Origin of the sequence: Thermodesulfobacterium commune DSM 2178, assembly GCF_000734015.1 — a bacterium.
Lineage (GTDB): Bacteria > Desulfobacterota > Thermodesulfobacteria > Thermodesulfobacteriales > Thermodesulfobacteriaceae > Thermodesulfobacterium > Thermodesulfobacterium commune.
Genome location: NZ_CP008796.1, coordinates 245,008 through 267,594 on the forward strand (window position 1 = coordinate 245,008; position 22,587 = coordinate 267,594).

The following is a 22,587-nucleotide window of genomic DNA, read 5'->3' on the forward strand; positions in this document are numbered from 1 at the left end:
ATTTTCAGCACCCCTCCCAACGTAGGGGAGGGGTTTTTATGTCTAAAGCCTTTACTTTGATCGAAGTTTTAGTAGTTATAGGGATAATAACTATCCTCCTGGGATTGGCAATAATTTTTTATCATCAGTATTTATCAAAAGCAATTAAAGCTTCTCTGCTTTCTGATGTGAGAAATTGTCTTAGCCTAGTTGCAATTTCAAAACAGGAAAATGGGACTTCTTCTCTATCTCAAGTAGTTGCTACCTGTCCTAAGTCAAAATACACTCAAAACTTGATTCTTGAATCAGAGAATCCCATTAAACTTACTGCTACTTCTATCTCAGGAGAGGTTGCTTGTAGTTATAATGAGACCTCTGGTTTAGTTTTATGTAGCGAGATATAGAATATTGTCAATATATTGTCAATTCAATTTGTCAATTCTAAAAACTTATAAACAAATTATTACCTCTAAAAAAGTTTGGTCTGTATTTTTTAGAGGATGTTTCTCTTTTTTAGATTTTAAAAGGTGTTATATTATTTACTTAAAAATTTGAGGATTTTTTATGGAAAAATCCTTTGTTTGGAAGAAGAGTTTACTTTTTGGTCCTGTTCGGTCAAGAAGGCTTGGAAGGTCTCTTGGGATAGACTTGGTTCCGAGAAAGGTCTGCTCTATGGATTGCCTTTATTGTGAGGTAGGAAAAACCACCTTTCTTACCGCTGAAAGAAGGTTTTATTTTACCAAAGAGGAGATAGAAGAGGCCATACTTACTGCCAAAGAAAAACAGGATTTTTTTGATGTTTTTACCCTTACAGGGAGTGGAGAACCTACCCTAAACTTTTATTTTGAAGAGACCCTGTTTTTAGCTAAAAAGCACCTTTCAAAGCCTGTGGCTGTGCTTACCAACAGCACTTTGTTGCATATATCTTCGGTTAGAGAGGCTTTGTGTGAGGCTGACCTTGTGCTTCCTTCCCTTGATGCTGCCCGTCCAGAAACTTTTAACCTCATAAACAGGCCGGCTAAAGGGATAAGTTTAGAAAACATCATCGATGGTTTAAAAGAGTTGAGAAAACAGATGAAAGGTGAGATGTGGGTTGAGGTGTTTTTTCTTGCAGGGATAAACGACAGCCAAGAAGACTTGGAGGCACTTAAAAAATGTATAGAAGAAATAAACCCTCATAAGGTTCAGTTAAACACAGCGGTAAGGCCGGTAGCCTATCAAGAGGCCAGGCCTTTATCTTATGCTAAGTTAGAGGAAATAGCCAGGTTTTTAGGAGAAAAGACAGAGGTTATAGTAAATAAAGAGAGGCTTGAAAAAAGGCTTTTAAGTCTAACTCTTGAAGGTTTAGAGAAAGAGGTGGTAGCCTACGTAAAAAGAAGGCCTGCCTCAGTCGAAGAATTAAGCGAAGCCTTTGGGGTAGAGCCTAAGGTTTTGTTAGAGCTTTTAGAAAGACTTTCCCAAGAAGGAGTCTTAAAGTTAAAAGAACTTGAAGGTCAAACCTACTATTCAGCCTAAAAACGATGTTTTACGAGAGGGATTTTTATAAAAAGGTGGTTGAGGCGGTGCTTTTTGTGGCAGGTCGGTCGGTAAGTTTAAAGGAGTTGTCTCAGGTTTGTGACAACCTTTCTAAGGAAGAAATTTTAAGCATTTTACAGGAACTTAAAGAGGAATATCAGTCACGAGGGGTTAGGCTGGTTGAGGTGGCTGAGGGTTATCGGTTAGAAAGTGCCCCAGAGGTAGCAGATTATCTTAAGACCTTTTTAAAGCCCAAAGGGTTTAGATGGACAAAAACTCTTCTTGAGACCTTGGCTGTGATAGCCTATTTTCAGCCGATTACCAGGGCTGAGATTTCTGCCAAAAGAGGAGGGGTTGATGTCGGGGCTGCCCTTAAAACCTTACTTGAAAACAACTTCATCAGGGTGGTTGGTAGAAAAGACGTGCCTGGAAGGCCACTTCTTTACGGGACCACTACTTTCTTTTTAGAATATTTTGGATTAAAATCCCTGAAAGACCTTCCACCTTTAGATGAGCTAAAAAGTTTAGCTGAAAGAGAAGATTAAACACTGCAGGAAAAGATGGGTATAAGAAAAGAGGTGTTACAAGAGATAGAGTTTATCCTGTATGAAGGAGGAGAGATCCCTGAGGTATGTTTTTGGAATAGTTTTTTTTATCTTACTTCTCATCCCCCTGAAGGGTTAGGCCTTACCCTTACTCAAGAAGAGCTCAAGGCCTTAAAGCAAGCTGTAATAGAAAGGTATTTAGTCATCATAGAGCGTGATTTGACGGCTGAGTTTATTGAAAAACCCTTTTATCGTGGCCTATCTCGGGCAGCTATAAACGTAAGAAGGCTTAAAAATTTCATCAAGAATTCTGGGTTGGAAGAAGATTTTAAAGACGGGGCTTTAAGAAGAAAGCTCAAGAGGCTTTTTAAAAGGTTTGAGGCAGATTTAAAGAGGAAGAGCCTCAGTTTAGAGAATGTAGCTACCAGGGAAGAGGTTAGAGAATTTAAAAGAGAGGTGGATGGGTTATGATAGGGATAGTTGACTACAAGGCCGGTAATCTTACCAGTGTAGCCAGAGCACTTTCCTTTTTCGGATATAGATGGATTATTTCTGATGACCCAGAGGAGCTTAAAAAGGCAGAAAGGATTATTTTTCCAGGAGTAGGGGCGGCTAAAAGTGCGATGGATAGTTTAAAAGAAACAGGTTTAGACGAGTTTTTAAAAGAGACTTTTTTAAAAGGAACTCCTATCTTAGGTATTTGTCTTGGGACGCAGGTAATTTTTGAAGAAAGTGAAGAAGACGGAGGAACTAAGACCTTAGGTCTTCTAAAAGGTAAGGTAAAAAGGTTCCCAGAGCCTTTTTTGTTTAAAGGAGAAAGGCTAAAGGTTCCGCATATGGGGTGGAACCAGGTGGTTTGGCAGAAGCCTCATCCTGTTTTTCAGGGCCTTGACCCAGAGTATGAATATTATTTTGTTCACAGCTATTATGTTGTGCCAGAGGAGGAAGAGGTAATATACGGGGTTACCTTTCATGGCATATCCTTTCCTTCGGTGGTAGCCTATAAAAACTTGGTAGCCCTTCAGTTTCATCCTGAAAAAAGCGGAAAGCCTGGTCTTCAAATTTTAGACCAGTTTTGTCGTTGGAACCCTTAGGTTTTACAGGTTTTTAAGTTGAAAAAATATAAAACTATGTTTTAATTAGGGAAACATGTAAAAAGCACGTCTAAGGTTTGGGGTGCCCCTTTTTAGACAAGGGGTTCTGGGTTCCATTACCTTAGGCGGAAGCTAAAACCCCAAAAAGGAGGAAGGAGAAATGGCTCACATTACGATGAAGCAGCTTTTGGAAGCTGGTGTTCATTTTGGACATCAGACCCGTCGTTGGAATCCAAAGATGAAGCCTTTCATCTTTGGGGAAAGAAACGGGATCCATATCATCGACCTTCAACAAACCCTTAAGTATTTTGAGATTGCCTACGAGTTTGTGGTAAATTTAGTAGCAGAAGGTGGAAAACTTCTTTTTGTAGGCACCAAAAAACAGGCACAAGACACCATCAGAGAAGAGGCAGAAAGATGTGGGATGTATTATGTGAACTATCGTTGGCTTGGTGGTACTCTTACCAACTTTAGGACTATAAGACAGAGTGTGGAAAAGTTAAAAAGGATTGAGTCCTGGTTCGAAGATGGAACGATAGAGAGATTTCCTAAAAAAGAAAGATTAAAACTTGAGCGTTTAAAAAACAAGCTTGAGAGGAACTTAAAAGGTATTAAAGATATGGAAACCCTTCCTCAGGCGCTGTTTGTGGTAGACCCAGTCCATGAGGAAATTGCGGTAAAAGAAGCCAGAAAACTTGGTATTCCTATAGTAGCCATCGTTGATACCAACTGTGACCCGGATTTAATAGACTATATCATTCCTGGAAATGACGATGCTATAAGGGCAGTCAAACTTATTACCGGAAAGATCGCTGATGCTTGCCTGGAGGGTTTAGAGATCTATAAAGAAAAGGTGGCTGCTCAAACAGACAAAGAGTTAAGTTTAGAGGAAGAATTTTTAAAGAGAGATGAAGAGGCTGCGGCTGAGGCTATTTTAGAAGAGATACTTGCAGAAGAAAAGAAAGAAGCTGAATTTGAAGAACTTGCTAAAAACATAGATTAAAAAAAGGAGGTTTTACAAGATGGCTCAGATTAGTATAGACCTTATAAAACAGCTTAGAGAAAGGACTGCTGCTGGTTTTTCTGATTGTAAAAAAGCCTTGGAAGAGGCAGGAGGAGACATAGAAAAGGCAATAGACATTTTGAGGAAAAAGGGTCTTGCTATCGCCGCTAAAAGAGCCGGTAAGGCAACCACTGAAGGGGTGGTAGCTGCTTATATTCACAGCAACAAAAAAATCGGTGTGCTTGTTGAGGTAAATTGTGAGACAGATTTTGTGGCAAGAACCGAGGAGTTTCAACAGTTTGCCCATGACATAGCTATGCAGATTGCTGCCACCAACCCTATAGCTGTCACCAGAGAAGAGGTGCCTCAGGAAGTAATCGAGAGAGAAAAGAAAATCTATGAAGAGCAGGTAAGAGAAAGCGGAAAGCCTGAAAACGTAATTCCTAAGATTGTAGAAGGTAAGATGGAAAAGTTTTATAAAGAAAACGTACTTTTAGAACAGGCTTTTATCAAAAACCCAGAGATTACCATCCAGGACCTTTTAAACGAGTTGATAGCCAAAACTGGAGAGAAGATAGTTATCAAAAGATTTGCCAGGTTTCAGATAGGAGAATAGGGTGACTGAACTAAAGTATAGGAGAGTGCTTCTTAAGATTTCGGGAGAGGCTCTCCTTGGAAGCAAATCTTTTGGTATAGATGCTAAGGTGATCAACCAGATAGCAGAGGAGTTAAAAGAGGTTTATCAGTATGGTCTTGAAATAGGTATAGTGATAGGAGGAGGGAACATCTTTCGAGGGATAGCCGGAGAAAAGCAGGGGATGGATCGAGCCCGTGCAGACTACATGGGGATGCTTGCAACCCTTATCAACGCTTTAGCCCTACAGGATGCCCTAGAAGCGCAGGGGATATCCTGCAGGGTGATGTCTGCTCTTGAAGTTATAGAGGTGGCAGAACCTTACATAAGAGAAAAGGCTATCAGGCATCTTGAAAAAGGTAGGGTACTTATTCTTGCCTGTGGCACCGGAAATCCTTTCTTTACCACCGATACCGCAGCAGTGCTAAGGGCTCTTGAGCTTAAGTGTGAGGTCCTTTTTAAGGCTACCAAGGTAGATGGTGTCTACGATAAAGACCCAAAAAAACATCCTGATGCTAAGAAGTTTGACGAACTTACCTTTGACGAGGCTTTGCATAAGAGGCTTAAAGTGATGGATGCTACAGCTTTTTCCTTAGCTAGAGACTATAAACTTCCTATTCTGGTTTTTAACCTTTTAAACTACGGGAATATTAAAAAAGCAGTTTTAGGAGAAAGTGTAGGAACTTACATCAAAGCTTAAAAGGAGGTGAGGTCTGTGAACCAAGCCTTAGAAGATGCGAAAAACAGAATGGAAAAGGCAGTTAAAAACCTTAAAGAAGAGTTTTCCCATTTAAGGACTTCCAGGGCTTCGTTAGCTTTATTAGAGGGTATCAAAGTGGATTGCTATGGGACAAAGATGGCTATTCCTCAGATAGCAACCGTTAATATTATCGAAGGGAAAACCATAGTTATTCAACCCTGGGACGCAAGTTTGGTAAAAGAGATAGAGAAGGCTATCCAAAAATCTGACCTTGGGATCAATCCTACCTCAGACGGAAAAACCATCAAACTTGTGATGCCACCTCTTACCGAAGAAAGAAGAAAGGAACTGGTAAAGATAGCTAACAAGCTGGCTGAAGAGGCTCGCATTGCCATAAGAAATATCAGAAGGGATGTGCTCGAAAAGTTTAAAGCCGCTAAAAAGAAAGGAGAGATCTCAGAGGACGACTACACTCAACTTGAAAAGAAGGTGCAAAAACTTACAGACGATTACATCAAAAAGGTAGACACCGTTTTAAAAGATAAAGAAAAAGAGATTCTCTCCGTATAACCCGATGGCTTTTTCTTCATTTTCTTTAGATTTTTCTAAACTTCCCCAGCATGTTGCTATCATCATGGATGGTAACGGTCGATGGGCTAAAAAGCACGGATTTCCTCGTTTTTATGGCCATCAAAAAGGGGCAGAAACCGCTAAAAAAGTAATAGAAAAAACCTATGAACTAAAAATACCTTATCTAACCCTTTTTGCCTTTTCTAAAGAAAACTGGAAGCGCCCTAAGGAAGAAGTAGAAGCTATTTTAGAACTTTTTAAGATGTATCTTACCAAGGAGAAACAGTTTTTAATAGAAAAAGGTATTCGTTTAAAGATAATAGGTGATCGGGAAGATTTTTCTCAGGATTTAGTGGAGTTGATAGAAGAGATAGAGGAAGAAACCAAAAATAACTCTGAGCTTACTTTGTGTTTAGCTTTAAGTTATGGAGGGAGGTCGGAGATTTTAAAAGCTGTGAAAGAGATATCCAACAAGGTCAAACAAGGCCTGTTAGACCCAGAAAACATAGACGAAAAGGTATTTAGAGAACATCTTTATACCAAAGACATACCTGATCCAGACCTCCTTATCCGCACAAGCGGAGAAGAAAGGCTCTCTAATTTTTTACTTTTTCAGATAGCCTATACTGAACTTTATTTTACCCCTGTTTATTGGCCCGAATTTACCGAAGAAGAATACCTAAAGGCGCTTTGGTCTTATCAACAGAGAGAAAGAAGGTTTGGCGGTGTTTGTGAATTTTAAACGTGTGGTTACGGCATTAGTTCTTTTTCCTCTTCTGGTGGTTGTTTTAATCAAAGGCCCTTATCAATTACTTATAACTTTGGTAGGTTTGTCTGGCTTAATCTGCCTATATGAATGGACAAGGCTTTATGACCTAAGGTTTTCTTGGTTTTTAGGCTTGTCTATTTTATGGTTCTTTGGATTGTTAAGCCTTCTTTGGTTAAGAGACCCTTTGATGGTTTTTTACATGTTTTTGATTTTTCCTTTTTTACCTTTTCTTAAGGATTATGAAAAAGATAGATTTGCTAAAGAGTTTTTTCCGGCAGTTTTAGGTCTTATTTATGTAGGGATAGGGCTTTACCCTTTTTTAGAAATTATAAGTTTTTTTAGTAGGGAACATCTGGTTTATTTTTTTTTGGTAGTTTTTGCTAATGATACTGGAGCTTATCTAACAGGAAAACTCATAGGAAAAAGACTCCTTGTACCCACGCTCTCTCCTAAAAAAACATGGGAGGGATTTATAGGAGGAATATTGTTAGGGGTTGGGGTAAGTGTTTTTTGTAATTACTTCTTTAAAATTTTTAGTTTTGAGATAAATCTCTTAACAGGTGTACTTTTGTGCTTGTCTGGGGTGGTAGGTGACCTTTTAGAGTCTGCGTTTAAAAGGATGGTAGGTAAAAAGGATTCAGGGAAAATTATTTGGGGACATGGTGGCCTTCTTGACAGGATCGATGGGGTTATGATAGCCTCTCCTGTCTATCTTTTCTGGCTAAAATTTATAACCTAAACCTTTAAGCGATGCTTTCGGTAAAAGATTGTTATTCTCTTTTAAAAAAAGAAGGAGTTCCTCCTCATATCATCAGACATTCTGAAAAGGTAGCTTTACTTTCGGTATTTTTAGGATGTAGATTAAAAAAAGAAGGTAAGGCAAATCTTGAGATCCCTTTACTGATCGCAGGGGCTTTACTTCATGACATCAAAAAATACGAAGCTATTTTAAAAGGAACTAACCATGCTATAGCAGGTTATAGGTTTTTAAAAAGTTTAGGCTATCCTCAAATAGCTTCTATCATAAAATCCCATGTATATTTAGACCTTAGTACCCTAAAAGGTCCGATAACCGAAGAGGAGATCGTTTATTATACAGACAAAAGGGTAAAACATGAAGAGATAGTTTGCCTTAAAGAAAGGTTTTCTGACCTTAAGATAAGATATGGTAAAACCCTTTCTTCTCAGGTTAGGATTTACTTTTTAGAAAAGCTTTCTTATGTGATAGAGGATAGGATTTTTAAAGGTTTAAGTTTTGGTCCTGAACAACTTTTAACCTTAGAAAAACTTGACAAGGAGGCAAGGGATGTGTTCGAAGTCTGTTTTAAGGGTTGCTCTAATTGCAGGGGGGAGGTCTTCTGAAAGGGAGGTTTCTCTTAAAGGAGCCCAAGCAGTAAAGAAGGCTTTAGAGACTTTAGGACATAGATGGGAGTTTTTTGACCCAGCAACCGACCTTTTGGCTTTGATGCAGAGGGCTAAAGAGTTTGATTGTGCCTTTTTGGTAGTACATGGACCTGGGGGAGAAGATGGAACCTTGCAGGGTTTTTTAGATTCTATAGGTCTTCCTTATCAGGGGGCAGGAGTTTTGGGGAGCGCCCTTGCCATGCATAAAGGTTTAGCCAAACAACTCTATCGTTTAGCAGGGCTTAAAATTCCAGAAGGACGCTCTTTTACCAAGGAAGAAAGTTTTGAAAAAGCAAGAGATTTTGCTAAATCGTTAGGATATCCTGTGGTGGTAAAACCCGCAACGCAAGGTTCAAGTATCGGTTTAACCATAGTTAAACAGGAAAAAGATTTGTCTGAGGCCTTAGAAAAGGCCTATGCTGTCGATAACGAAATACTGATAGAAGAGTATTTGAAAGGGCGAGAAATCACGGTAGGAATCTTAGATGACAAGCCCTTACCTGTGGTCGAAATCGTGCCTAAGGCTTCTGAAACTTTTGATTATACTACCAAATACACCCCAGGACTGGCAGAAGAAATTTGCCCCGCACCTATAGGAGAAGAGCTGACAAAAAAAGCGCAAAACTATGGCTTGATAGCACACAACTGCCTCAAACTAAGACATTATAGCCGAACAGACATGATCATAAAGGACCAAGAAATTTATGTTTTAGAAACTAATACCATCCCTGGTATGACAGAAACAAGCCTTTTACCTCTTGCTGCTAAAGTAGCAGGCTATACCTTTGAAAGTTTAATTCAAAAACTGTTAGAATTAGCCTTAAGAGAAAGGCGTTAAGAATAAAAGCCTTTTTTTATTTTCTGGGCTTCTACCCCAAGGAGAAAGGCCCAGTCTTTGATAAATTTTTTGGTATAAGACTCAGGTAAAGAGGAGACAATCTTATCTATCTCCATCGCTTGCGAAAGTAAGAAGTCTCCTATAGTTTCTGCTTTTGAAGAAGATAAAGAGGTGTTTACCATACTTTCTAAGATTTCTAGAGTTTGCTCTATTTTGTTAAAAGCCATCTGGGTTTTCTCTTCTTGGGTCTTTTGTAAAAACTCCTGTGTTTCTAATTCGGAAAGAGCTACCTTTAGATATTCGGCGAAGGAGCTGTCCCCTCCTTCTACCTTTTCAGGTTTTATGGTAAAATTAAAAAAAGCTAAGTTTTTATTTTCTATTTTCATAAGGAGGCTCCTTATGCTTAGTTATTTTTATTTTAGATGTAAAATCGGAAAAAATCAAGAAACCTTTAGTCAGATGATTTTTAAAAAATTAGGGTTGGCTTTGGTGATTTTAGGATTAGGGTTAAACCTTGGAGGATGTGGTTGGGTATTGGTGGGTGGTGGAGTTGCGGCAGGATATAAGGTGGCTACTGATCCAAGGAGTGTCGGTACACAGATAGATGATGCCAAGATCACCGCTAAGATCAAAATGAAACTTATAGAAGATAAAGATCTAAAAGCTTTTTCTATAGATGTAGATACGGTAAACGGTGTGGTAACCCTTACCGGGGTGGTAGAAAACGAATATCAGAGGTCTAAAGCAGTAGCTATAGCTAAAAGTGTACCAGGGGTTAAGACCATAATAAACAACCTGCAGATAAAACATTAAATACGGTTAAAATTTTTCCCTTGATAAAGCTGGTTGGTTTGCATAAATTTTTGAATCTGAGATACTACCTCGTGTTTTTGGGCAACCCAGAGAGGTGCAACCAAATCTTCTTTTCGCGTTTCTGAGCAGAGTCTATGGATCACCGTTGTTTCTGGAAGATAGGTTAAAGCTTCTGCTACCAAAGAAACGTACTCCTCTTTCTCTAAAAGGGTGTATTTTTGTTGACGATACCAATTTTCGAGTTGAGAACCTTTAGGTATGTATAAGGCGTGAAATTTAATTCCGTCAACCTGAAGTTTACCAAGGGTTTTTACTGTTTCTAACATCATTTCTCTGGTTTCTCCAGGTAACCCAAAGATGATATGTACCACCACCGGTATACCAAACTTTTTTAACAGATGATAGGCTTCTAAGAAATCTTCAAAGGTATGACCTCTATTTATTTTTTGTAAGGTCTCGTTATGGATGGTTTGTAATCCAAGCTCTACCCATACATAGTAACCCAAATCTATGTAGTTAAGTAAAAGTTTGATTATCTCTTCGTTTACACAATCAGGGCGAGTCCCTATCGCCATCCCTACGATGGAACTATCTAAAAACAAGACGTCATAAAGTCTTTTAAGGGTTTGAGGGTCTGCGTAGGTATTACTAAACGACTGGAAGTAAGCGATAAACTTATTAAATCCTTTAGGTTTATAGAGATTTAAGAAGTATAAAACCTGTTCTTCTAGGGTTTTACCTTGGGCATAAAGCCCGGTTCCAGACCCTTTGGCATCACAGTAAATACATCCTCCATATCCTTTGGTCCCATCACGGTTAGGACAGGTAAGCCCAGCATCTAAGGGGATTTTTTTTACCTTTTCTCCAAATTTTTCTTTTAAAAAGGAGTTTAGCGACCTGTAAAGAACTAAGTTTTTCATGGTTTAAATAATAGGGTTTTTTTGTTTTTTTTCAACTGAAAAAAACGCAAGCCTTGACTAAAGAAAAAACTTAATTAATTTAAGCTTATGCCAAAAATAAAGACAGATTTTCTTATCATCGGAGCAGGCATCGTTGGACTTGCTTTGGCTTTAAAATTAAAAACGCGTTTTCCAGAAAAAGAAATCATTGTCTTAGAAAAAGAAGAGACACTGGGGGCTCATAGTAGTGGAAGAAATAGTGGGGTGCTTCATGCAGGTTTTTACTACTATCCAGATTCGCTAAAGGCTAAATTCACCAAAAAGGGTAACGAAGAACTTACTCGTTATTGCGAGGCCAAAGGCCTTAGTATTAAAAAATGTGGAAAGGTAGTAGTAACTAAATCTGAAGAAGACCTTCCTACCCTTTATGAACTAAAAAGAAGGGGTGAGGCTAACGGAGTAGAAGTTTATCTGATAGATGAAAAAGAACTTAAAGAAATCGAACCTAACGCAAGAACCTTTCAGTTAGCCCTTTGGAGTCCTACCACCTCTACCGTAAACCCGATAGAGATCCTACATGCTTTTAAAACAGACCTAGAGGCAGAAGGAGTAAGGTTTTTCTTTAAAACCCCTTATCAAAAAAGACTTGGTGAAAATACCGTTTTAGCAGGAGACCTTGTTTTTTCTGCAGAAAAAATCATCAACGCAGCCGGTCTTTATGCGGATAAGATAGCCAAAGACTTTGGTTTTGGTAAAGACTACGTTATCTTACCTTTCAAAGGACTTTATCTGGAATATACAGGCAATTCTCAGTTTATCTCGAGAAACATCTATCCCACACCAAATCTAAAAAATCCCTTTTTAGGTGTTCATTTTACGATAAAAGTTGACGGTACCATTAAAATAGGCCCTACGGCTACCCCTTGTTTTTCGAGAGAAAACTATCAGATTTTTTCTAACCTAAGGTTTTCTGAGTTGGTTGAAATTACAGGTTATTTAGGCTTGCTCTTTTTTAAAAATCCTAAGTTTAGAAGTCTTGCCTGGGATGAGTTGAAGAAATATCACAGGAATTATCTGATAAAGGAGGCTAAAAAGTTGGTCTATCAAATGGATGAAAAAGGTTTTAACAGATGGGGCAAGCCAGGGATAAGAGCTCAACTTTTAAACAAGAATACTTTGGAATTAGTTCAGGATTTTGTGATAGAAGGGGACAAACATAGCCTTCATATTTTAAATGCCGTTTCTCCAGCCTTTACAGCCTGTCTTCCTTTTGCAGAATATGTAGTAACTCGATTTTTTTAGAGAAAAATGGACAGGTTTTCAGAAAGTTATAAAACAAAGGAGAGCGAGAATTATCTTACGTGTAAGTACTGTGGAGGAAAGGCGGTTTTAGAGGGCACCTGAGCTAAGGCTAAGGTAAGGTGTCTTACCTGTGGTATAGAGAGGCCTGCAAAAGAATATGAGGAAGAAATCGAAAAACTAAAAGAGAACTGGATTTCAGGTTTCGGTTGTAAACTTTCAAAATAGCTTTAAAATAGTAAACATGTCTTATTTGGTTTTAGCCAGAAGGTATAGACCTCAGACTTTTAGTGAAGTAATCGGTCAAATCCATGTGGTTAAGACTATAGCTAATGCTATAAAATCTGGGAAACTTTCTCATGCCCTTTTATTTTCTGGTATCAAGGGAACAGGTAAGACCACGATAGCAAGGATTGTGGCCAAAGCTTTAAACTGCTTAAACTTAATTGACGGTTACGAGCCCTGTAATCAGTGTCCTAATTGTTTGGAGATTAACCGCGGGGTTTTTGTAGACGTTATAGAGATAGATGCTGCCTCAAACAGAGGTATAGACCAGATCCGTGAAATCATAGAAAACTTTAAATATGCCCCTACCAGAGGTAAAGCGAAGGTCTATATCATTGACGAAGCCCATATGCTTACTAAAGAAGCTTCAAATGCCTTGCTTAAGTCCTTAGAAGAGCCTCCTTCTCACGTTTATTTTATCTTAGCTACCACAGAACCTAATAAACTTTTACCTACCATACTTTCAAGATGTCAACGTTATGATTTTAGAAAGTTAGACCTTCCTCAGTTAATAAAGCATCTCAAGTCTATTTGTGAAAAAGAGAACTATCAAATAGAAGAAGATGCCTTAAGGCTTATTGCTAAGGAAGCTCAAGGTAGCTTAAGAGATGCTCTATCGCTTTTAGATCAGGCTATGGCCTATGGTAGTCATACCAAAGAGGATATCATCCAGGCTTTTGGATGGCATGAAGCCCTTTTGGTAGAAGAGTTAGCCCGGGTATTGTTAGAAAAGAATCTTAAAAAAACCTTAGAAGTAGCTCAAAAGATTTATGAACAAGGCACTGACTTAGTCTATCTTATGGAAAAACTTACTGAATTTTTTAGAGAACTTTTCTTGATGAAAGCCTTACCTCATGAAAAAACTCAGCCGTTCCAAAATCCTCAGCTTATGGAACTGGTTTTAGAGTATGAGTTGGAAGAAATCTTTTTGATTTTACAAAGTCTTACCCGAGACCTTGAGGTTTTAAGAAGAAGTAGTTATCCTCAACTACAGTTTGAGTTAGCCTTGGTAAGGATTTGTGAACAAGCTAAATTGGTTCCGATAAACAAACTTATAGAAAAACTTGAAAGCCTTCCTAACCTTACCTTTCGTCAGGTAAGCTCAGAACCTTTGGTAGCTGAAGTTGAAGAAAAAAAAGAGCCTCAGGTTTCCGATGAGAAAACCTGGCAAGAGTTTTTAGAAAAACTTAAAAGGGAACGTCCTCTTTTGTTTGGTCTTGCCAAAAGTTTACCTGACCCCTCTTTTGATGCCTCCCATATACGTTTAAGAGTTAAAACAACACTAAAAAATTCTCCACATTTTGAAGAACTTATAGAAAAGATTAAAGATTTTTTTAAAAAAACAGTAAACATAGAGGTTGAGCCTGTATCTCAACCTAAGGTTGAAGAAATAAAAGAAAGGCCTGAAGTAAAGGAGGTTTTGTCTATTTTTTCTGCTAAAATAGCTAACATTCAAATCTTAAACCAGGAGTAAAGGTATGAAGCTACCACCCCAATTACAACAAATGATGAAAGAAATTCAAAAGATGCAAAAGAAACTTGAAGAGGCTCAAAAGTTACTTGAAGAAAAGACGGTTACTGTACAGGTAGGTGGAGGTATGGTAACCGTTACTGCTAACGGAAAACAAGAAATCCTTTCTATAGAAATAGAAAAAGAACTTTTAAACCCAGAAGAAAAAGAGATGTTAGAAGATTTGGTTTTAGCCGGAGTAAACGAAGCCTTAAGAAAAGCTAAAGAAATGGTAGAAGAAGAAATGGCAAAGATTACCGGTGGCTTGAAGTTACCAGGAGGTTTCAACCTTCCTGGATTATTTTAGACGTTATGTCAGTTGGTTATCCACTTACTTTAAGAAGACTTATAGAATCTCTTTCTAAAATTCCAGGGATAGGGGAAAAAAGTGCTACCCGGATTGCCTTATTCTTGTTATCAAAGCCTGAGTTCTGTGAAACCTTAGGTGATTTAATAAAAGAACTTCCTTATAAGGTAAGATTGTGTAAGTTTTGCAGAAATCTTTCTGAAGAAGAGATATGTAAAATCTGTAATGATGATACCCGAGAGGCTAAATCTCTTTGTATCGTAGAAAATCCGGTTAACCTTTTTCACATAGAAAATACAGGTATATATAAAGGATATTATTTTGTGTTACACTATCTTCTATCCCCTAAAGATGGAATAGGTCCTAAAGAGATAGAAATGGATAAACTTCTTTCTTTGATAAGAAAAAGAGGAGTTGAAGAGGTTATTTTTGCTCTTTCTCCAACCTTAGGGGGAGAAGCCACCATAAGCTACATCTTACAGGTGCTGAAAGACTATCCTATAAAGGTTAGCAGGTTAGCCTGTGGTGTACCTATGGGTATGGATTTACAGTTTGTAGACCCTTTAACCCTTAAAAGAGCACTGCTTGCAAGGGAGCTTTTGAAAGAACAATGAAAGAAGATCTTTTTTTCTGCAAAACTTTGGCCTTAGGAAGTTTAACCCAAGGTTATTTTCATAATCTCAGAGGAATATTGCAAGGGGCTTTTTTAGAACTTCAGATACTTTTGATGAAAAAAGACGCGTTATCCTCAGAAGAATTAACCGTAAGGTTGGAAAAGGTTTTTAGCCTTCTTAAAAAACTTTTGCAACGTTTAGACATAGCCTATGCAGACATAAACGATACTTCATTAGGACCAAGGGACTTAAAAGCTTTGTTAGAAGAGACTTTAGGTTTTTGGGAAGCAGATTTAGTTTTCAAACATAACGTCTTAAAAGAGGTGGTAGAAGAAGAAAAGGGCGAGGTAAGGCTTCCTAATAACCTTGTAAAAGGTTTGTTTTGTGGGATTGGTGAGCTTTTATTTTTGAACTTAAAACAAGGTAAACTTGTGATTACCATCAAAGGGAAATCAGTTGAGTTTAACTGGGATAAACCTTTAGAACTCGAAATTTTAGAACGCCTTAAAGCGTTTTTAGAAAGTTTTTCCTCTTTTATAGATTTTAAGCTTTCCAGGCAAAACTTGACCTTAAGGTTTATGGATGGATAAAAAGATCCTTTGGCTTGGTTTTTATCTTAAAGAAAAAAACGTCTTAAAAACCGTAAAATTTTTTGAGGAAAACATCCCTTTAGAGGAAATTTTATCTTATAAAAAATACAAAGTTAAAGAAATAGAGATTTTAGGTCTTAAAGAGTTTGAAAAGGCAGAAAAATTAGGAATAAAGATTCTTTTTAGAGAGGACAAAGAGTTCCCAGAAAAAATTAAACTTATCCCTTATGCTCCTATTTTTCTTTATGTAAAGGGTAATCTTGAGAAAATAAGTCCTTCGGTTGGGGTAATCGGATCAAGGAGGCCTACTAACTATGGAAAAGAGGTAGCCTATAAGTTTTCTAAAAGGCTTGCAGAGGCAGGTGTAGTCGTGGTATCTGGTCTTGCACGGGGGATCGATACGATAGCACATAAGGTGTGTTTAGAGGTTGAGGGTAAAACGATAGCAATATTAGGCTCAGGTTTAGATGTGGTGTACCCTCCTGAAAATAAACCTTTATTCGATAAAATTTCTGATGGATATGGAGCTGTAGTCTCAGAGTTTCCTTTTGGCACCTCTCCAAGAAAAGAAAATTTTCCCACAAGAAACCGACTGATAAGTGGTTTTTCAGAGGCTATTTTGGTTGTAGAAGCCGGGAAGAGGAGCGGAACCCTTATCACCGCTAAATGGGCTTTAAATCAGGGCAAAGAAGTGTTTGCTGTTCCAGGGAGTATCTTTTCTCCTCAAAGTGAAGGTACCCATTTTCTCATAAAATCAGGGGCTCAACCAGTTTTTTCTCCAGAAGAATTGTTAGAATTTTTGGGAGTACAAGAAAAGGATAAAATTCCTAACCTGTTTGATTTTGGTCAAGCTGAGGCAACTCAAGAAAAACTAACCAAAGAGGAAAAAGAGGTGTTATCTTTTCTTTCATCTTATCCTATCCACTTAGAGGACCTTCTTTTGCAAACCGACCTTCCTGCATCTGAGGTTTTGTCAGCCATCACAGAACTTGAGTTTAAAGGAATAGTCCAGGTTTTACCAGGTAATTTTATAAAACTTAAAGGTTAAACAAATCTTTTATCAGGTTTTCAGTATCTTTAAGGTTTAACCGTAAAAAGATTTTCTCTAAAAGCTTTTCCATATCTTCTAAGATGGCTTTTTTTACTCCTAAATCAAGGTCCCACCACTCTTTTTTAAAGGCACCAAACCCTTTTTTTCTGATTTTATAGATAAACTGTGCCTCTGACATTCCTTCTTTCCATTCCTGTTTGAAGTTGTCTTTAAGATACTGATAGATTGTTTGTCTAAACTCAGAGGGAAGGGCTGGATGATCGTAAAGCAGGTTTTGGAAGCCGGTTGCTAAGTGAACTTCTACACATTCGTTTTCTGGGAAAAGACTAAAGTATTCTTCAGGTAAGGTAGAGGCTCCATGCTGGACGGCTCCTGCAAGCCCAAACTCTTCTCTGGCTATCTTAGAAAGCTCTCTTAACGTATTGAAATCAAGTTTGATTTCAGCTATTTTCCCATCAGGTAATACCACCCCACCATGGGTGGTGCCTGTCTGGACACTAATCTTAGAGATTCCCTCTCCCTTTTTTAAACTCTGATTTAACCCTTTCATAAAGGCTCTTAGTTCTTCTGGGGTGCTGTTTTTACTTCCTATCTCTCCGATTTCTCCTCCCAAGGTTACTTTAATCCCGTTAGGTTCGTTTTCTCTTACAAAGTCACAAAACTCTGCGGTTACTTCATAGTTGTATCTCTGTTGTTCAAACACATCCTCTTTTTCTAAGTCTACCAACGTTGAAGCATCTATGTCTATGTTATAGAACTGGGCTGATATAGCCTCTTTTATCAGGTTTTTAAGATTTTCTTTTTCTCTTTCAGGGTTTGCAAAGAAGGATTTTCTGTTAAGTTGAAAATGGTCTCCCTGGATAAAGATCGGCAGACGATAGTTTTCTCTAAAAGCAGCGGCTAAAATTACGGTAGCATACTCTAACGGAGGTTGTTTGGTATACCCTATTTCAGACTTAGCTATCTCAAAGATAAAAGCTCCGGCTTTAAGTCTTTTGGCTGTTCTAAAGATACTCCTTGCGATATCATAAGTCATCCCTCGAATGTTTATCGCAGGAACGGTAAACCCAAGAAATTTTTTCGAAAATTCCCTATATAAGGGATAAATGCTATAACCACGAAACCCTAAATCATTTAGTGTTTCATGTAATACATTTAAAAGACCTCTTTTTTCAAACACCGCTTGATAAACTAAACGATCTATAGTTTCTGGATTTTGTTGAAGTTGAGCCAAAATTTCAGCTTTTTCCATTAACCCCCCTTCTTTTACACTTGACCCAATTTTTCTAAATCTTCACTTTTAAATTAAACATAAAAAGTAATTTTTACAACCTAAAGTTTATTAAGGCATACACTGTACTAAAAATCAAAGTTGCAAAAACCATAAAGGAGAATAAAATATTTATATGAGAGAACAACCTGTAGGTAAACAACCTGTACTTTTTCAGCTGCAGACAGGCCTTTTTTTAGGTATCGTTTGTTATAATCCTCTTTTTGAAAGCATCCAGTTTGTGTTAGAAAAAAAGGAGTTTTTTGAGGTAGAATGGCCTGCTTTGGTTAACTTTGATAAAACAGGACTTTATCCTTATTTAATTGGGATACCTACGATTACTTTACAGAGGATTCATATAGTTTGGTATACCCTTGAGATACCTAAGACTCTTTTAAGCCTTTATCAACAAGCAGTTCCTATTAAGTTTACCGAACCTTCATTTTCTTTCAGCCAAAAAAAAGAAATCCCCAAAAAACCAGAAAAAAAAGAACCTGAAGAAAAGGTTATCCCATTTCCAGGTAAAAAAGAAGAACAAGAAGAACCAGAAAATTAGAATTTAAAAGCTTCTTTTATAATGTTAAAACTTTTAATCCCTTCTTTTAAGATTAGATAAAACAACAAGAAAAGTATTGAAAATTGTATCTTTCCCCAAAAGATAACTTCAAGTATTCCCGCTAAAGATAACAAGGAAAATCCTAAAAAAGTAAATCGTTTTTCTTTTTTTTCTGTCTCTAATTTGTTAACACCTTTTAAAAATAACATCCCTATAAGAAAGGGTACCACCCAGAAAAAGTTTTCTGTAAACGGAAAAAATAACAATAACAACAAAGGACAAAAAACCTCATAGAGCAGTTTATTTTGAAATTGTTTTTGAAAAATATAATTTAACTTATTAATAGTACGTAAAATATATTTTAAACCACTAAGGTAAGAAAGAAGTACTGCTATCCAAACAAGTATTTCTACTAAGGTAGGGTTTAGGGCAGGATAGAGGGTTTTAGCAAATATTACCCCTACAGCTAAGGACATCTGGAAGAAAGTTTTAAATTTAGCTATCAGATTAACTTTCATGGTTTGAGGAAGTATACTTCTTAAAAAAGAGATTAGAATTTCTCTCAGCAGAAGAAAAAAGACAGGTAAAAAAGGGAAATAGTCTAGTTTTACCATGATAAGATAGATGGTAGTTACAAAGATTTTATCGGCTATCGGGTCAAGAAGGGCACCAAGTTTTGAGGTTTGGTTATATTTTCTGGCTAAGAGGCCGTCAAAATAATCGGTTAGAGAAAGAAATAACAACAAACTTATGGCCATTAATTTAGCGATCGATGAGTTTATAAAAAGAAGTAGGCAAGGAACAGGTAAACATACCACCCTTAACAAGGTAAGAAGGTTAGGATTTATTCTGTTGGTCATGGTTTTGATGTATTTAAATACTTGTTATGTTTTTATGATTTTTGATTATACTACAAGTTCTGATAGTTTACATCAAAACTTTGTTGGATTTTAAGGTAAAGTTTTGGTTAGGCTATTGAATTTTCTATAGGGTATACTATAATATTACTTTAACTTTAAGGTGGAGGCCGTAGCTCAATGGTAGAGCACCGGGCTGTGGCCCCGGGTGTTGCGGGTTCGAGTCCCGTCGGCCTCCCCATTTTATGTTTAAAAATCTAAAAGGTATGGTAAATAAGAAGGAGGTTATTTTATGCATCCCTTGGTAAGAGAGGTAGAAAAACGTTATTTAAAAGAAGATCTTCCTAAGTTTAATCCTGGGGATACAGTGAGGGTTCATTTTAGGTTAAAAGAAGGAGAGGAAAAAGAAAGAATTCAAGTTTTTGAAGGGATAGTGATTAGGAGAAGGGGCTCTGGAATTAACGCCACTTTTACGGTAAGAAAGGTTTCCTTTGGGGTAGGTGTGGAAAGAACTTTCCCTTTACATTCTCCAAGGATAGAAAAAATAGAAATTGTTAGGAGAGGTAAGGTAAGAAGGGCAAGACTCTACTATCTTAGAGAACGTTTTGGTAAGGCTGCTCGTATCAAAGAAAGGTTTGATAACAAAGTTATGGAATAATACAGGAAGGGGCTAAGCCCCTTCCTGTATTAGAAATTAAAGTTGAAGAAAAAGGGTTGTTTTTTCTTTTCTTATAAATCTTTAATAACTCGTTTTTCAGATTTAGAACGTCATCTAAAAGAATGTGGATATACTCTTATAGCTGGGGTAGATGAGGCTGGAAGAGGGGCTATTGCAGGTCCGGTTTTTGCTTCAGCAGTGATCCTTCCAGAAGGTTTTGACCCTAAGGAAATAAAAGATTCTAAAAAATTAACCCCAAAAAAAAGAGAAGAGCTGTTTAACTACATCTGTTCCCATGCTTTAACCTATGCTATCACTAAGGTAGACGTTGACGAGATAAACGCTCAAGGAATCCTCAAAGCTACCTTTAAGGCTATGTTTGAAGCTTTAAAAAGGCTCAATCCTCAACCTCAGGTGGTTTTAGTAGACGGACCTTTGTTGATTCCTGAATATCGAGGAGTTCAGAAAGCGGTAGTAGATGGTGATAATCTATGTGTTTGTATAGCTGCAGCCTCGATACTGGCTAAGGTGGCAAGGGATAACTATATGAAAGAGCTTGCCAAGGTTTATCCCCAATATGGTTTTGAAAAGCACAAAGGTTATGGGACTAAGCTTCATTTCAGTAAGATTAAAATTTATGGTCCTTGCGAGGTTCATAGAACTTATTATCAGTGTTTTTTATGATTAAAAAATTAATCGGCCTTTTTTCCTCAAAAGAAAAAGGAAATTTAGCCGAAAGTTTAGCAGAAAAATATCTTAGGTCCAAGGGATTTAAGATTATAGGTAAGAATTTTCGTACTAAGCAAGGAGAGATAGATTTGATTGCGGTTAAAAAAGATTTATTGGTTTTTGTAGAGGTGAAGGCAGATTTTCAAAACTTAGGACTTATTGCAGAAGACAAGGTTGATTTAAGAAAAAAGAAAAAAATTCTTGCGGTAGCTGAAGAATTTTGGTTTAAAAATTCTCAAAGTTTAAGTAAAATAAAAAATATAAGGTTTGATGTGGTAGTAGTTAAAGAAAAGGAGGTTTTTCATTATGAAGATGCTTTTCAACAGGACCTATGAAGGTCTCACGTTAGAGGAGATCTTAAAAAGTCCAGACCAAGAATTAGAGAAAAAGCTTCAAGCTTTAGATTTTTATAAAGCATATGAATTAGTGCTCAGTGTCCCTTGGGAAGCTAAAGCTAAACTTATACTAAACTCTCCTTATCCAGAGGGTTTGGTAAAAAATCTACCTTATCAAGAGTTATTCCTAACCATAAAAGCTTCTTCTCTTGACTTAGCGGTAGAACTCCTTTCCTATGCTAAAGGGACTCAGATTCAGTTTATGTTCGACATAGATTGCTGGTATAAAGATCGGATCAAACCAGAAAGGGTAGCTTCTTGGATTGTATTGCTTTTTCAGGCAGGAGAAGGTAAGGTTGTAGAATGGTTGAGGGTAGCAGATTTTGATTTTTTAATAGCCATTTTCCAAAAGTTTATCAAGGTATATAAAAAACCAGATGATATGGAACTGATAGAAGCTATGGATTTTTTGCCGTATTTTACGTTAGATGATTTTTATTTTATAGAGTTTAAAAACGAAGCTTTAGAGTTTTACTTTAGAAGGATGATAGAACTTTTAAGAGAAGAAATGCCAGAAACTTATTTTGCTTTGCTTGAGTCTGTAATCTGGGAGATACCGATAGAGGTAGAAGAAAGAGCTTATAGATGGAGGAATGGAAGGTTAGCTGACGAAGGAATTCCTGAATATTTTGAGGCTTTAGATGTTTATACTCCGTTGCATCCTAAAAGTTTAAAGAAAATTGAACCTGTTTATCTTCCTCCTTCTGAAGGGAAAGAGGAGTTTTCTCCGGTTAACATCATGGTTTATACCGGAGATGAACCTTTAATGATTTTTAAAGTTTTAGAAACAATCGAAGATTCCTATCAGATAGATAGGATTAAAAAAGAGCTTGCCTGGTTGTCTAATAAGGTAATTATCGTTGATAATGTAGTGATAGACGAGATAGAACAGGTTAAAAAAAGTCTTGATAAAGTCTGGGGTAGTTTAAACTTAGGAATAGAATATCTTTCTCAGGGGAATTTGGAGGTGGCTAAACGATTGGTAGAAGAACATTTTCTCGAAGATCTTTTTAGAATAGCCCAAACCTTACTTAAAAATCTTAGAAGGTTTGCTTTGTCTATAGTTAAAAGCAAAGATTTTGACCTCTCGGTTTTGAGATATCTTGACCAACCATATAAAGGATACTTAGAAGGGGTTTGGGTGAAAAATCTCAATCAAATTAAATGTTTTTGTCCGGAAAAAATAGGTACTTTAGAAGAATATACCTTTTTCAAAAGAATTAGCGAGGTTAATACCGTCCGTAGATATATCGAAGAGATCGGATATATGGCTCCTGTGATAGAGAGAATGTTTGGTTCAACCCTTGCCTGGATTAGAGAGGTAAACCTCCCAGGCAGAAACTATGATGTAAACTTTTTAACCTGGAGTAGCCTTATCATCACCTCTCTTTTTTACTGGAAATATAAAGGTGAATTTGTATTTAAAGCTTTACCTAAAAGTTCTTGGCAAAAGGTTATAAACGAACTTTTTTATGAAAAAGAAAATCGTTGTGAACTTAAACCAGAAATAAAAGAGATGTTGTTTGCAAGTTTTGAAAATTATGTAAAAAATCATTGGTATTACGAAAAGGAACTTTTAGACTCTTTTCTTAACTTTGTTCTGAACAAACTATCTTTAGAGTTTCAAAACATCGACCTGCAAAATCCACCTGACCCTAAATATCAAACTTTGGTTCTGGTAGACCTAAACCATTAAAAATTTT

Annotated in this window: 29 protein-coding genes and 1 tRNA gene; 26 read left to right on the top strand and 4 right to left on the bottom strand. The window is 37.1% G+C overall.

Features of this window, described 5'->3' with window-relative positions; genetic code table 11:
* Window positions 1-38 precede the first annotated feature (38 nt).
* The 13 genes from HL41_RS01275 (at window position 39) to HL41_RS01335 (ending at window position 9,051) form a co-directional block, all read left to right on the top strand.
* Entirely contained in the window at window positions 39-383 is a 345-nt protein-coding gene (locus HL41_RS01275; RefSeq protein ID WP_022854556.1) for a type II secretion system protein, read from the top strand.
* Window positions 384-543: 160 nt separating this feature from the next.
* Window positions 544-1,494 (top strand): radical SAM protein, encoded by a 951-nt coding sequence (locus HL41_RS01280; protein ID WP_038063455.1) that lies wholly within the window; start codon window positions 544-546, stop codon window positions 1,492-1,494.
* 5 nt (window positions 1,495-1,499) lie between these two features.
* Complete coding sequence (scpB, locus tag HL41_RS01285) at window positions 1,500-2,039, top strand: SMC-Scp complex subunit ScpB (RefSeq protein WP_038549431.1); 540 nt, start codon at window positions 1,500-1,502, stop codon at window positions 2,037-2,039.
* A gap of 15 nt (window positions 2,040-2,054) precedes the next feature.
* Window positions 2,055-2,510, top strand: a complete 456-nt coding sequence (locus HL41_RS01290) for a hypothetical protein (protein WP_038063462.1) — start codon at window positions 2,055-2,057, stop codon at window positions 2,508-2,510.
* Window positions 2,507-3,133 (top strand): imidazole glycerol phosphate synthase subunit HisH, encoded by a 627-nt coding sequence (gene hisH / locus HL41_RS01295; protein ID WP_038063465.1) that lies wholly within the window; start codon window positions 2,507-2,509, stop codon window positions 3,131-3,133. Before HL41_RS01290 ends, hisH begins: the two co-directional genes overlap by 4 nt.
* A gap of 160 nt (window positions 3,134-3,293) precedes the next feature.
* Window positions 3,294-4,136: a 30S ribosomal protein S2 gene (rpsB, locus tag HL41_RS01300; protein WP_038063468.1), complete on the top strand. Its 843-nt coding sequence runs from the start codon at window positions 3,294-3,296 to the stop codon at window positions 4,134-4,136.
* A 19-nt stretch (window positions 4,137-4,155) separates the two neighbouring features.
* A complete protein-coding gene (tsf, locus tag HL41_RS01305) occupies window positions 4,156-4,752 on the top strand; it encodes a translation elongation factor Ts (protein ID WP_038063471.1) in 597 nt (198 codons plus the stop codon).
* A gap of 1 nt (window position 4,753) precedes the next feature.
* Window positions 4,754-5,470: a UMP kinase gene (gene pyrH / locus HL41_RS01310; protein ID WP_038063474.1), complete on the top strand. Its 717-nt coding sequence runs from the start codon at window positions 4,754-4,756 to the stop codon at window positions 5,468-5,470.
* A 15-nt stretch (window positions 5,471-5,485) separates the two neighbouring features.
* On the top strand, window positions 5,486-6,040 hold the full coding sequence (frr, locus tag HL41_RS01315; RefSeq protein WP_038063477.1) for a ribosome recycling factor: 555 nt from the start codon (window positions 5,486-5,488) through the stop codon (window positions 6,038-6,040).
* A gap of 4 nt (window positions 6,041-6,044) precedes the next feature.
* Window positions 6,045-6,782, top strand: coding sequence for an isoprenyl transferase (locus HL41_RS01320; protein ID WP_038063480.1), 738 nt, complete (start codon window positions 6,045-6,047; stop codon window positions 6,780-6,782).
* Entirely contained in the window at window positions 6,772-7,548 is a 777-nt protein-coding gene (locus tag HL41_RS08905; protein ID WP_051754412.1) for a phosphatidate cytidylyltransferase, read from the top strand. Before HL41_RS01320 ends, HL41_RS08905 begins: the two co-directional genes overlap by 11 nt.
* Before the next feature lie 11 nt (window positions 7,549-7,559).
* Window positions 7,560-8,171: an HD domain-containing protein gene (locus HL41_RS08910; RefSeq protein WP_051754413.1), complete on the top strand. Its 612-nt coding sequence runs from the start codon at window positions 7,560-7,562 to the stop codon at window positions 8,169-8,171.
* The gene (locus tag HL41_RS01335; RefSeq protein ID WP_038063482.1) at window positions 8,116-9,051 is read left to right on the top strand and encodes a D-alanine--D-alanine ligase family protein; all 936 of its coding nucleotides are present in this window, start codon (window positions 8,116-8,118) and stop codon (window positions 9,049-9,051) included. The genes HL41_RS08910 and HL41_RS01335 overlap by 56 nt, the downstream gene beginning before the upstream one ends.
* On the opposite strand, the gene HL41_RS09375 is transcribed toward HL41_RS01335, so the two are convergent.
* Complete coding sequence (locus tag HL41_RS09375) at window positions 9,048-9,437, bottom strand: hypothetical protein (protein WP_038063485.1); 390 nt, start codon at window positions 9,435-9,437, stop codon at window positions 9,048-9,050. The genes HL41_RS01335 and HL41_RS09375 overlap by 4 nt on opposite strands.
* A 13-nt stretch (window positions 9,438-9,450) precedes the next feature.
* On the opposite strand from HL41_RS09375, the gene HL41_RS08915 reads away from it, so the two are divergent.
* A complete protein-coding gene (locus tag HL41_RS08915; protein ID WP_051754414.1) occupies window positions 9,451-9,864 on the top strand; it encodes a BON domain-containing protein in 414 nt (137 codons plus the stop codon).
* On the opposite strand, the gene HL41_RS01350 is transcribed toward HL41_RS08915, so the two are convergent.
* Window positions 9,861-10,784: a TIGR01212 family radical SAM protein gene (locus HL41_RS01350; protein WP_038063488.1), complete on the bottom strand. Its 924-nt coding sequence runs from the start codon at window positions 10,782-10,784 to the stop codon at window positions 9,861-9,863. The two genes, HL41_RS08915 and HL41_RS01350, sit on opposite strands and share 4 nt — an antisense overlap.
* 87 nt (window positions 10,785-10,871) lie before the next feature.
* Between HL41_RS01350 and lhgO the strand changes: the two genes are divergently transcribed.
* From lhgO to dprA, 6 genes are all read left to right on the top strand, one after another.
* Window positions 10,872-12,065: an L-2-hydroxyglutarate oxidase gene (lhgO, locus tag HL41_RS01355; protein ID WP_038063491.1), complete on the top strand. Its 1,194-nt coding sequence runs from the start codon at window positions 10,872-10,874 to the stop codon at window positions 12,063-12,065.
* Window positions 12,066-12,306: 241 nt separating this feature from the next.
* Window positions 12,307-13,821: a DNA polymerase III subunit gamma/tau gene (gene dnaX / locus HL41_RS01360; protein WP_051754415.1), complete on the top strand. Its 1,515-nt coding sequence runs from the start codon at window positions 12,307-12,309 to the stop codon at window positions 13,819-13,821.
* Between the two features lie 4 nt (window positions 13,822-13,825).
* Window positions 13,826-14,164 carry a YbaB/EbfC family nucleoid-associated protein gene (locus HL41_RS01365; RefSeq protein WP_022854537.1) on the top strand — a complete coding sequence of 113 codons (339 nt, stop codon included), beginning with the start codon at window positions 13,826-13,828 and terminating at the stop codon, window positions 14,162-14,164.
* A 5-nt stretch (window positions 14,165-14,169) separates the two neighbouring features.
* Window positions 14,170-14,778 carry a recombination mediator RecR gene (gene recR / locus HL41_RS01370; RefSeq protein WP_038063494.1) on the top strand — a complete coding sequence of 203 codons (609 nt, stop codon included), beginning with the start codon at window positions 14,170-14,172 and terminating at the stop codon, window positions 14,776-14,778.
* Complete coding sequence (locus HL41_RS01375) at window positions 14,775-15,368, top strand: hypothetical protein (RefSeq protein ID WP_038063496.1); 594 nt, start codon at window positions 14,775-14,777, stop codon at window positions 15,366-15,368. Before recR ends, HL41_RS01375 begins: the two co-directional genes overlap by 4 nt.
* A complete protein-coding gene (gene dprA / locus HL41_RS01380) occupies window positions 15,361-16,416 on the top strand; it encodes a DNA-processing protein DprA (protein ID WP_051754416.1) in 1,056 nt (351 codons plus the stop codon). The genes HL41_RS01375 and dprA overlap by 8 nt, the downstream gene beginning before the upstream one ends.
* On the opposite strand, the gene HL41_RS01385 is transcribed toward dprA, so the two are convergent.
* Window positions 16,406-17,671 carry a class II fructose-bisphosphate aldolase gene (locus HL41_RS01385; RefSeq protein ID WP_051754417.1) on the bottom strand — a complete coding sequence of 422 codons (1,266 nt, stop codon included), beginning with the start codon at window positions 17,669-17,671 and terminating at the stop codon, window positions 16,406-16,408. The genes dprA and HL41_RS01385 overlap by 11 nt on opposite strands.
* Before the next feature lie 154 nt (window positions 17,672-17,825).
* Here HL41_RS01385 and HL41_RS01390 point away from each other — a divergent pair, with 154 nt between their 5' ends.
* Window positions 17,826-18,245, top strand: coding sequence for a hypothetical protein (locus HL41_RS01390; protein ID WP_038063503.1), 420 nt, complete (start codon window positions 17,826-17,828; stop codon window positions 18,243-18,245).
* Here HL41_RS01390 and pgsA read toward each other — a convergent pair.
* Complete coding sequence (gene pgsA / locus HL41_RS01395; RefSeq protein ID WP_038063505.1) at window positions 18,242-19,105, bottom strand: CDP-diacylglycerol--glycerol-3-phosphate 3-phosphatidyltransferase; 864 nt, start codon at window positions 19,103-19,105, stop codon at window positions 18,242-18,244. The two genes, HL41_RS01390 and pgsA, sit on opposite strands and share 4 nt — an antisense overlap.
* A 163-nt stretch (window positions 19,106-19,268) precedes the next feature.
* Here pgsA and HL41_RS01400 point away from each other — a divergent pair.
* The 5 genes from HL41_RS01400 to HL41_RS01420 all read left to right on the top strand — a co-directional run bounded on the left by HL41_RS01400 (window position 19,269) and on the right by HL41_RS01420 (window position 22,580).
* A tRNA-His gene (locus HL41_RS01400) sits at window positions 19,269-19,343 on the top strand.
* Window positions 19,344-19,394: 51 nt separating this feature from the next.
* A complete protein-coding gene (rplS, locus tag HL41_RS01405; protein WP_022854530.1) occupies window positions 19,395-19,760 on the top strand; it encodes a 50S ribosomal protein L19 in 366 nt (121 codons plus the stop codon).
* A 42-nt stretch (window positions 19,761-19,802) separates the two neighbouring features.
* A complete protein-coding gene (locus HL41_RS01410; RefSeq protein ID WP_235181301.1) occupies window positions 19,803-20,444 on the top strand; it encodes a ribonuclease HII in 642 nt (213 codons plus the stop codon).
* A complete protein-coding gene (locus HL41_RS01415; RefSeq protein ID WP_051754418.1) occupies window positions 20,441-20,824 on the top strand; it encodes a YraN family protein in 384 nt (127 codons plus the stop codon). Before HL41_RS01410 ends, HL41_RS01415 begins: the two co-directional genes overlap by 4 nt.
* The gene (locus tag HL41_RS01420) at window positions 20,796-22,580 is read left to right on the top strand and encodes a DUF6178 family protein (RefSeq protein WP_038063507.1); all 1,785 of its coding nucleotides are present in this window, start codon (window positions 20,796-20,798) and stop codon (window positions 22,578-22,580) included. The genes HL41_RS01415 and HL41_RS01420 overlap by 29 nt, the downstream gene beginning before the upstream one ends.
* Window positions 22,581-22,587: the final 7 nt, after the last annotated feature.

What these genes read in the sequence shown, in the direction of transcription:
- HL41_RS01385 (WP_051754417.1), bottom strand. Translation starts at nt 17,671, where the DNA reads ATGGAAAAAGCTGAAATTTTGGCTCAACTTCAACAAAATCCAGAAACT.
- HL41_RS01280 (WP_038063455.1), top strand. Translation starts at nt 544, where the DNA reads ATGGAAAAATCCTTTGTTTGGAAGAAGAGTTTACTTTTTGGTCCTGTT.
- scpB (WP_038549431.1), top strand. Translation starts at nt 1,500, where the DNA reads ATGTTTTACGAGAGGGATTTTTATAAAAAGGTGGTTGAGGCGGTGCTT.
- HL41_RS01320 (WP_038063480.1), top strand. Translation starts at nt 6,045, where the DNA reads ATGGCTTTTTCTTCATTTTCTTTAGATTTTTCTAAACTTCCCCAGCAT.
- HL41_RS01375 (WP_038063496.1), top strand. Translation starts at nt 14,775, where the DNA reads ATGAAAGAAGATCTTTTTTTCTGCAAAACTTTGGCCTTAGGAAGTTTA.
- HL41_RS01420 (WP_038063507.1), top strand. Translation starts at nt 20,796, where the DNA reads ATGAAGATGCTTTTCAACAGGACCTATGAAGGTCTCACGTTAGAGGAG.
- pgsA (WP_038063505.1), bottom strand. Translation starts at nt 19,105, where the DNA reads ATGACCAACAGAATAAATCCTAACCTTCTTACCTTGTTAAGGGTGGTA.
- HL41_RS09375 (WP_038063485.1), bottom strand. Translation starts at nt 9,437, where the DNA reads ATGAAAATAGAAAATAAAAACTTAGCTTTTTTTAATTTTACCATAAAA.
- HL41_RS01335 (WP_038063482.1), top strand. Translation starts at nt 8,116, where the DNA reads ATGTGTTCGAAGTCTGTTTTAAGGGTTGCTCTAATTGCAGGGGGGAGG.
- lhgO (WP_038063491.1), top strand. Translation starts at nt 10,872, where the DNA reads ATGCCAAAAATAAAGACAGATTTTCTTATCATCGGAGCAGGCATCGTT.
- dprA (WP_051754416.1), top strand. Translation starts at nt 15,361, where the DNA reads ATGGATAAAAAGATCCTTTGGCTTGGTTTTTATCTTAAAGAAAAAAAC.
- HL41_RS01275 (WP_022854556.1), top strand. Translation starts at nt 39, where the DNA reads ATGTCTAAAGCCTTTACTTTGATCGAAGTTTTAGTAGTTATAGGGATA.
- rplS (WP_022854530.1), top strand. Translation starts at nt 19,395, where the DNA reads ATGCATCCCTTGGTAAGAGAGGTAGAAAAACGTTATTTAAAAGAAGAT.
- HL41_RS01290 (WP_038063462.1), top strand. Translation starts at nt 2,055, where the DNA reads ATGGGTATAAGAAAAGAGGTGTTACAAGAGATAGAGTTTATCCTGTAT.
- HL41_RS01390 (WP_038063503.1), top strand. Translation starts at nt 17,826, where the DNA reads ATGAGAGAACAACCTGTAGGTAAACAACCTGTACTTTTTCAGCTGCAG.
- HL41_RS01415 (WP_051754418.1), top strand. Translation starts at nt 20,441, where the DNA reads ATGATTAAAAAATTAATCGGCCTTTTTTCCTCAAAAGAAAAAGGAAAT.
- HL41_RS08910 (WP_051754413.1), top strand. Translation starts at nt 7,560, where the DNA reads ATGCTTTCGGTAAAAGATTGTTATTCTCTTTTAAAAAAAGAAGGAGTT.
- tsf (WP_038063471.1), top strand. Translation starts at nt 4,156, where the DNA reads ATGGCTCAGATTAGTATAGACCTTATAAAACAGCTTAGAGAAAGGACT.
- HL41_RS08915 (WP_051754414.1), top strand. Translation starts at nt 9,451, where the DNA reads ATGCTTAGTTATTTTTATTTTAGATGTAAAATCGGAAAAAATCAAGAA.
- HL41_RS01365 (WP_022854537.1), top strand. Translation starts at nt 13,826, where the DNA reads ATGAAGCTACCACCCCAATTACAACAAATGATGAAAGAAATTCAAAAG.
- dnaX (WP_051754415.1), top strand. Translation starts at nt 12,307, where the DNA reads ATGTCTTATTTGGTTTTAGCCAGAAGGTATAGACCTCAGACTTTTAGT.
- rpsB (WP_038063468.1), top strand. Translation starts at nt 3,294, where the DNA reads ATGGCTCACATTACGATGAAGCAGCTTTTGGAAGCTGGTGTTCATTTT.
- recR (WP_038063494.1), top strand. Translation starts at nt 14,170, where the DNA reads ATGTCAGTTGGTTATCCACTTACTTTAAGAAGACTTATAGAATCTCTT.
- hisH (WP_038063465.1), top strand. Translation starts at nt 2,507, where the DNA reads ATGATAGGGATAGTTGACTACAAGGCCGGTAATCTTACCAGTGTAGCC.
- HL41_RS01350 (WP_038063488.1), bottom strand. Translation starts at nt 10,784, where the DNA reads ATGAAAAACTTAGTTCTTTACAGGTCGCTAAACTCCTTTTTAAAAGAA.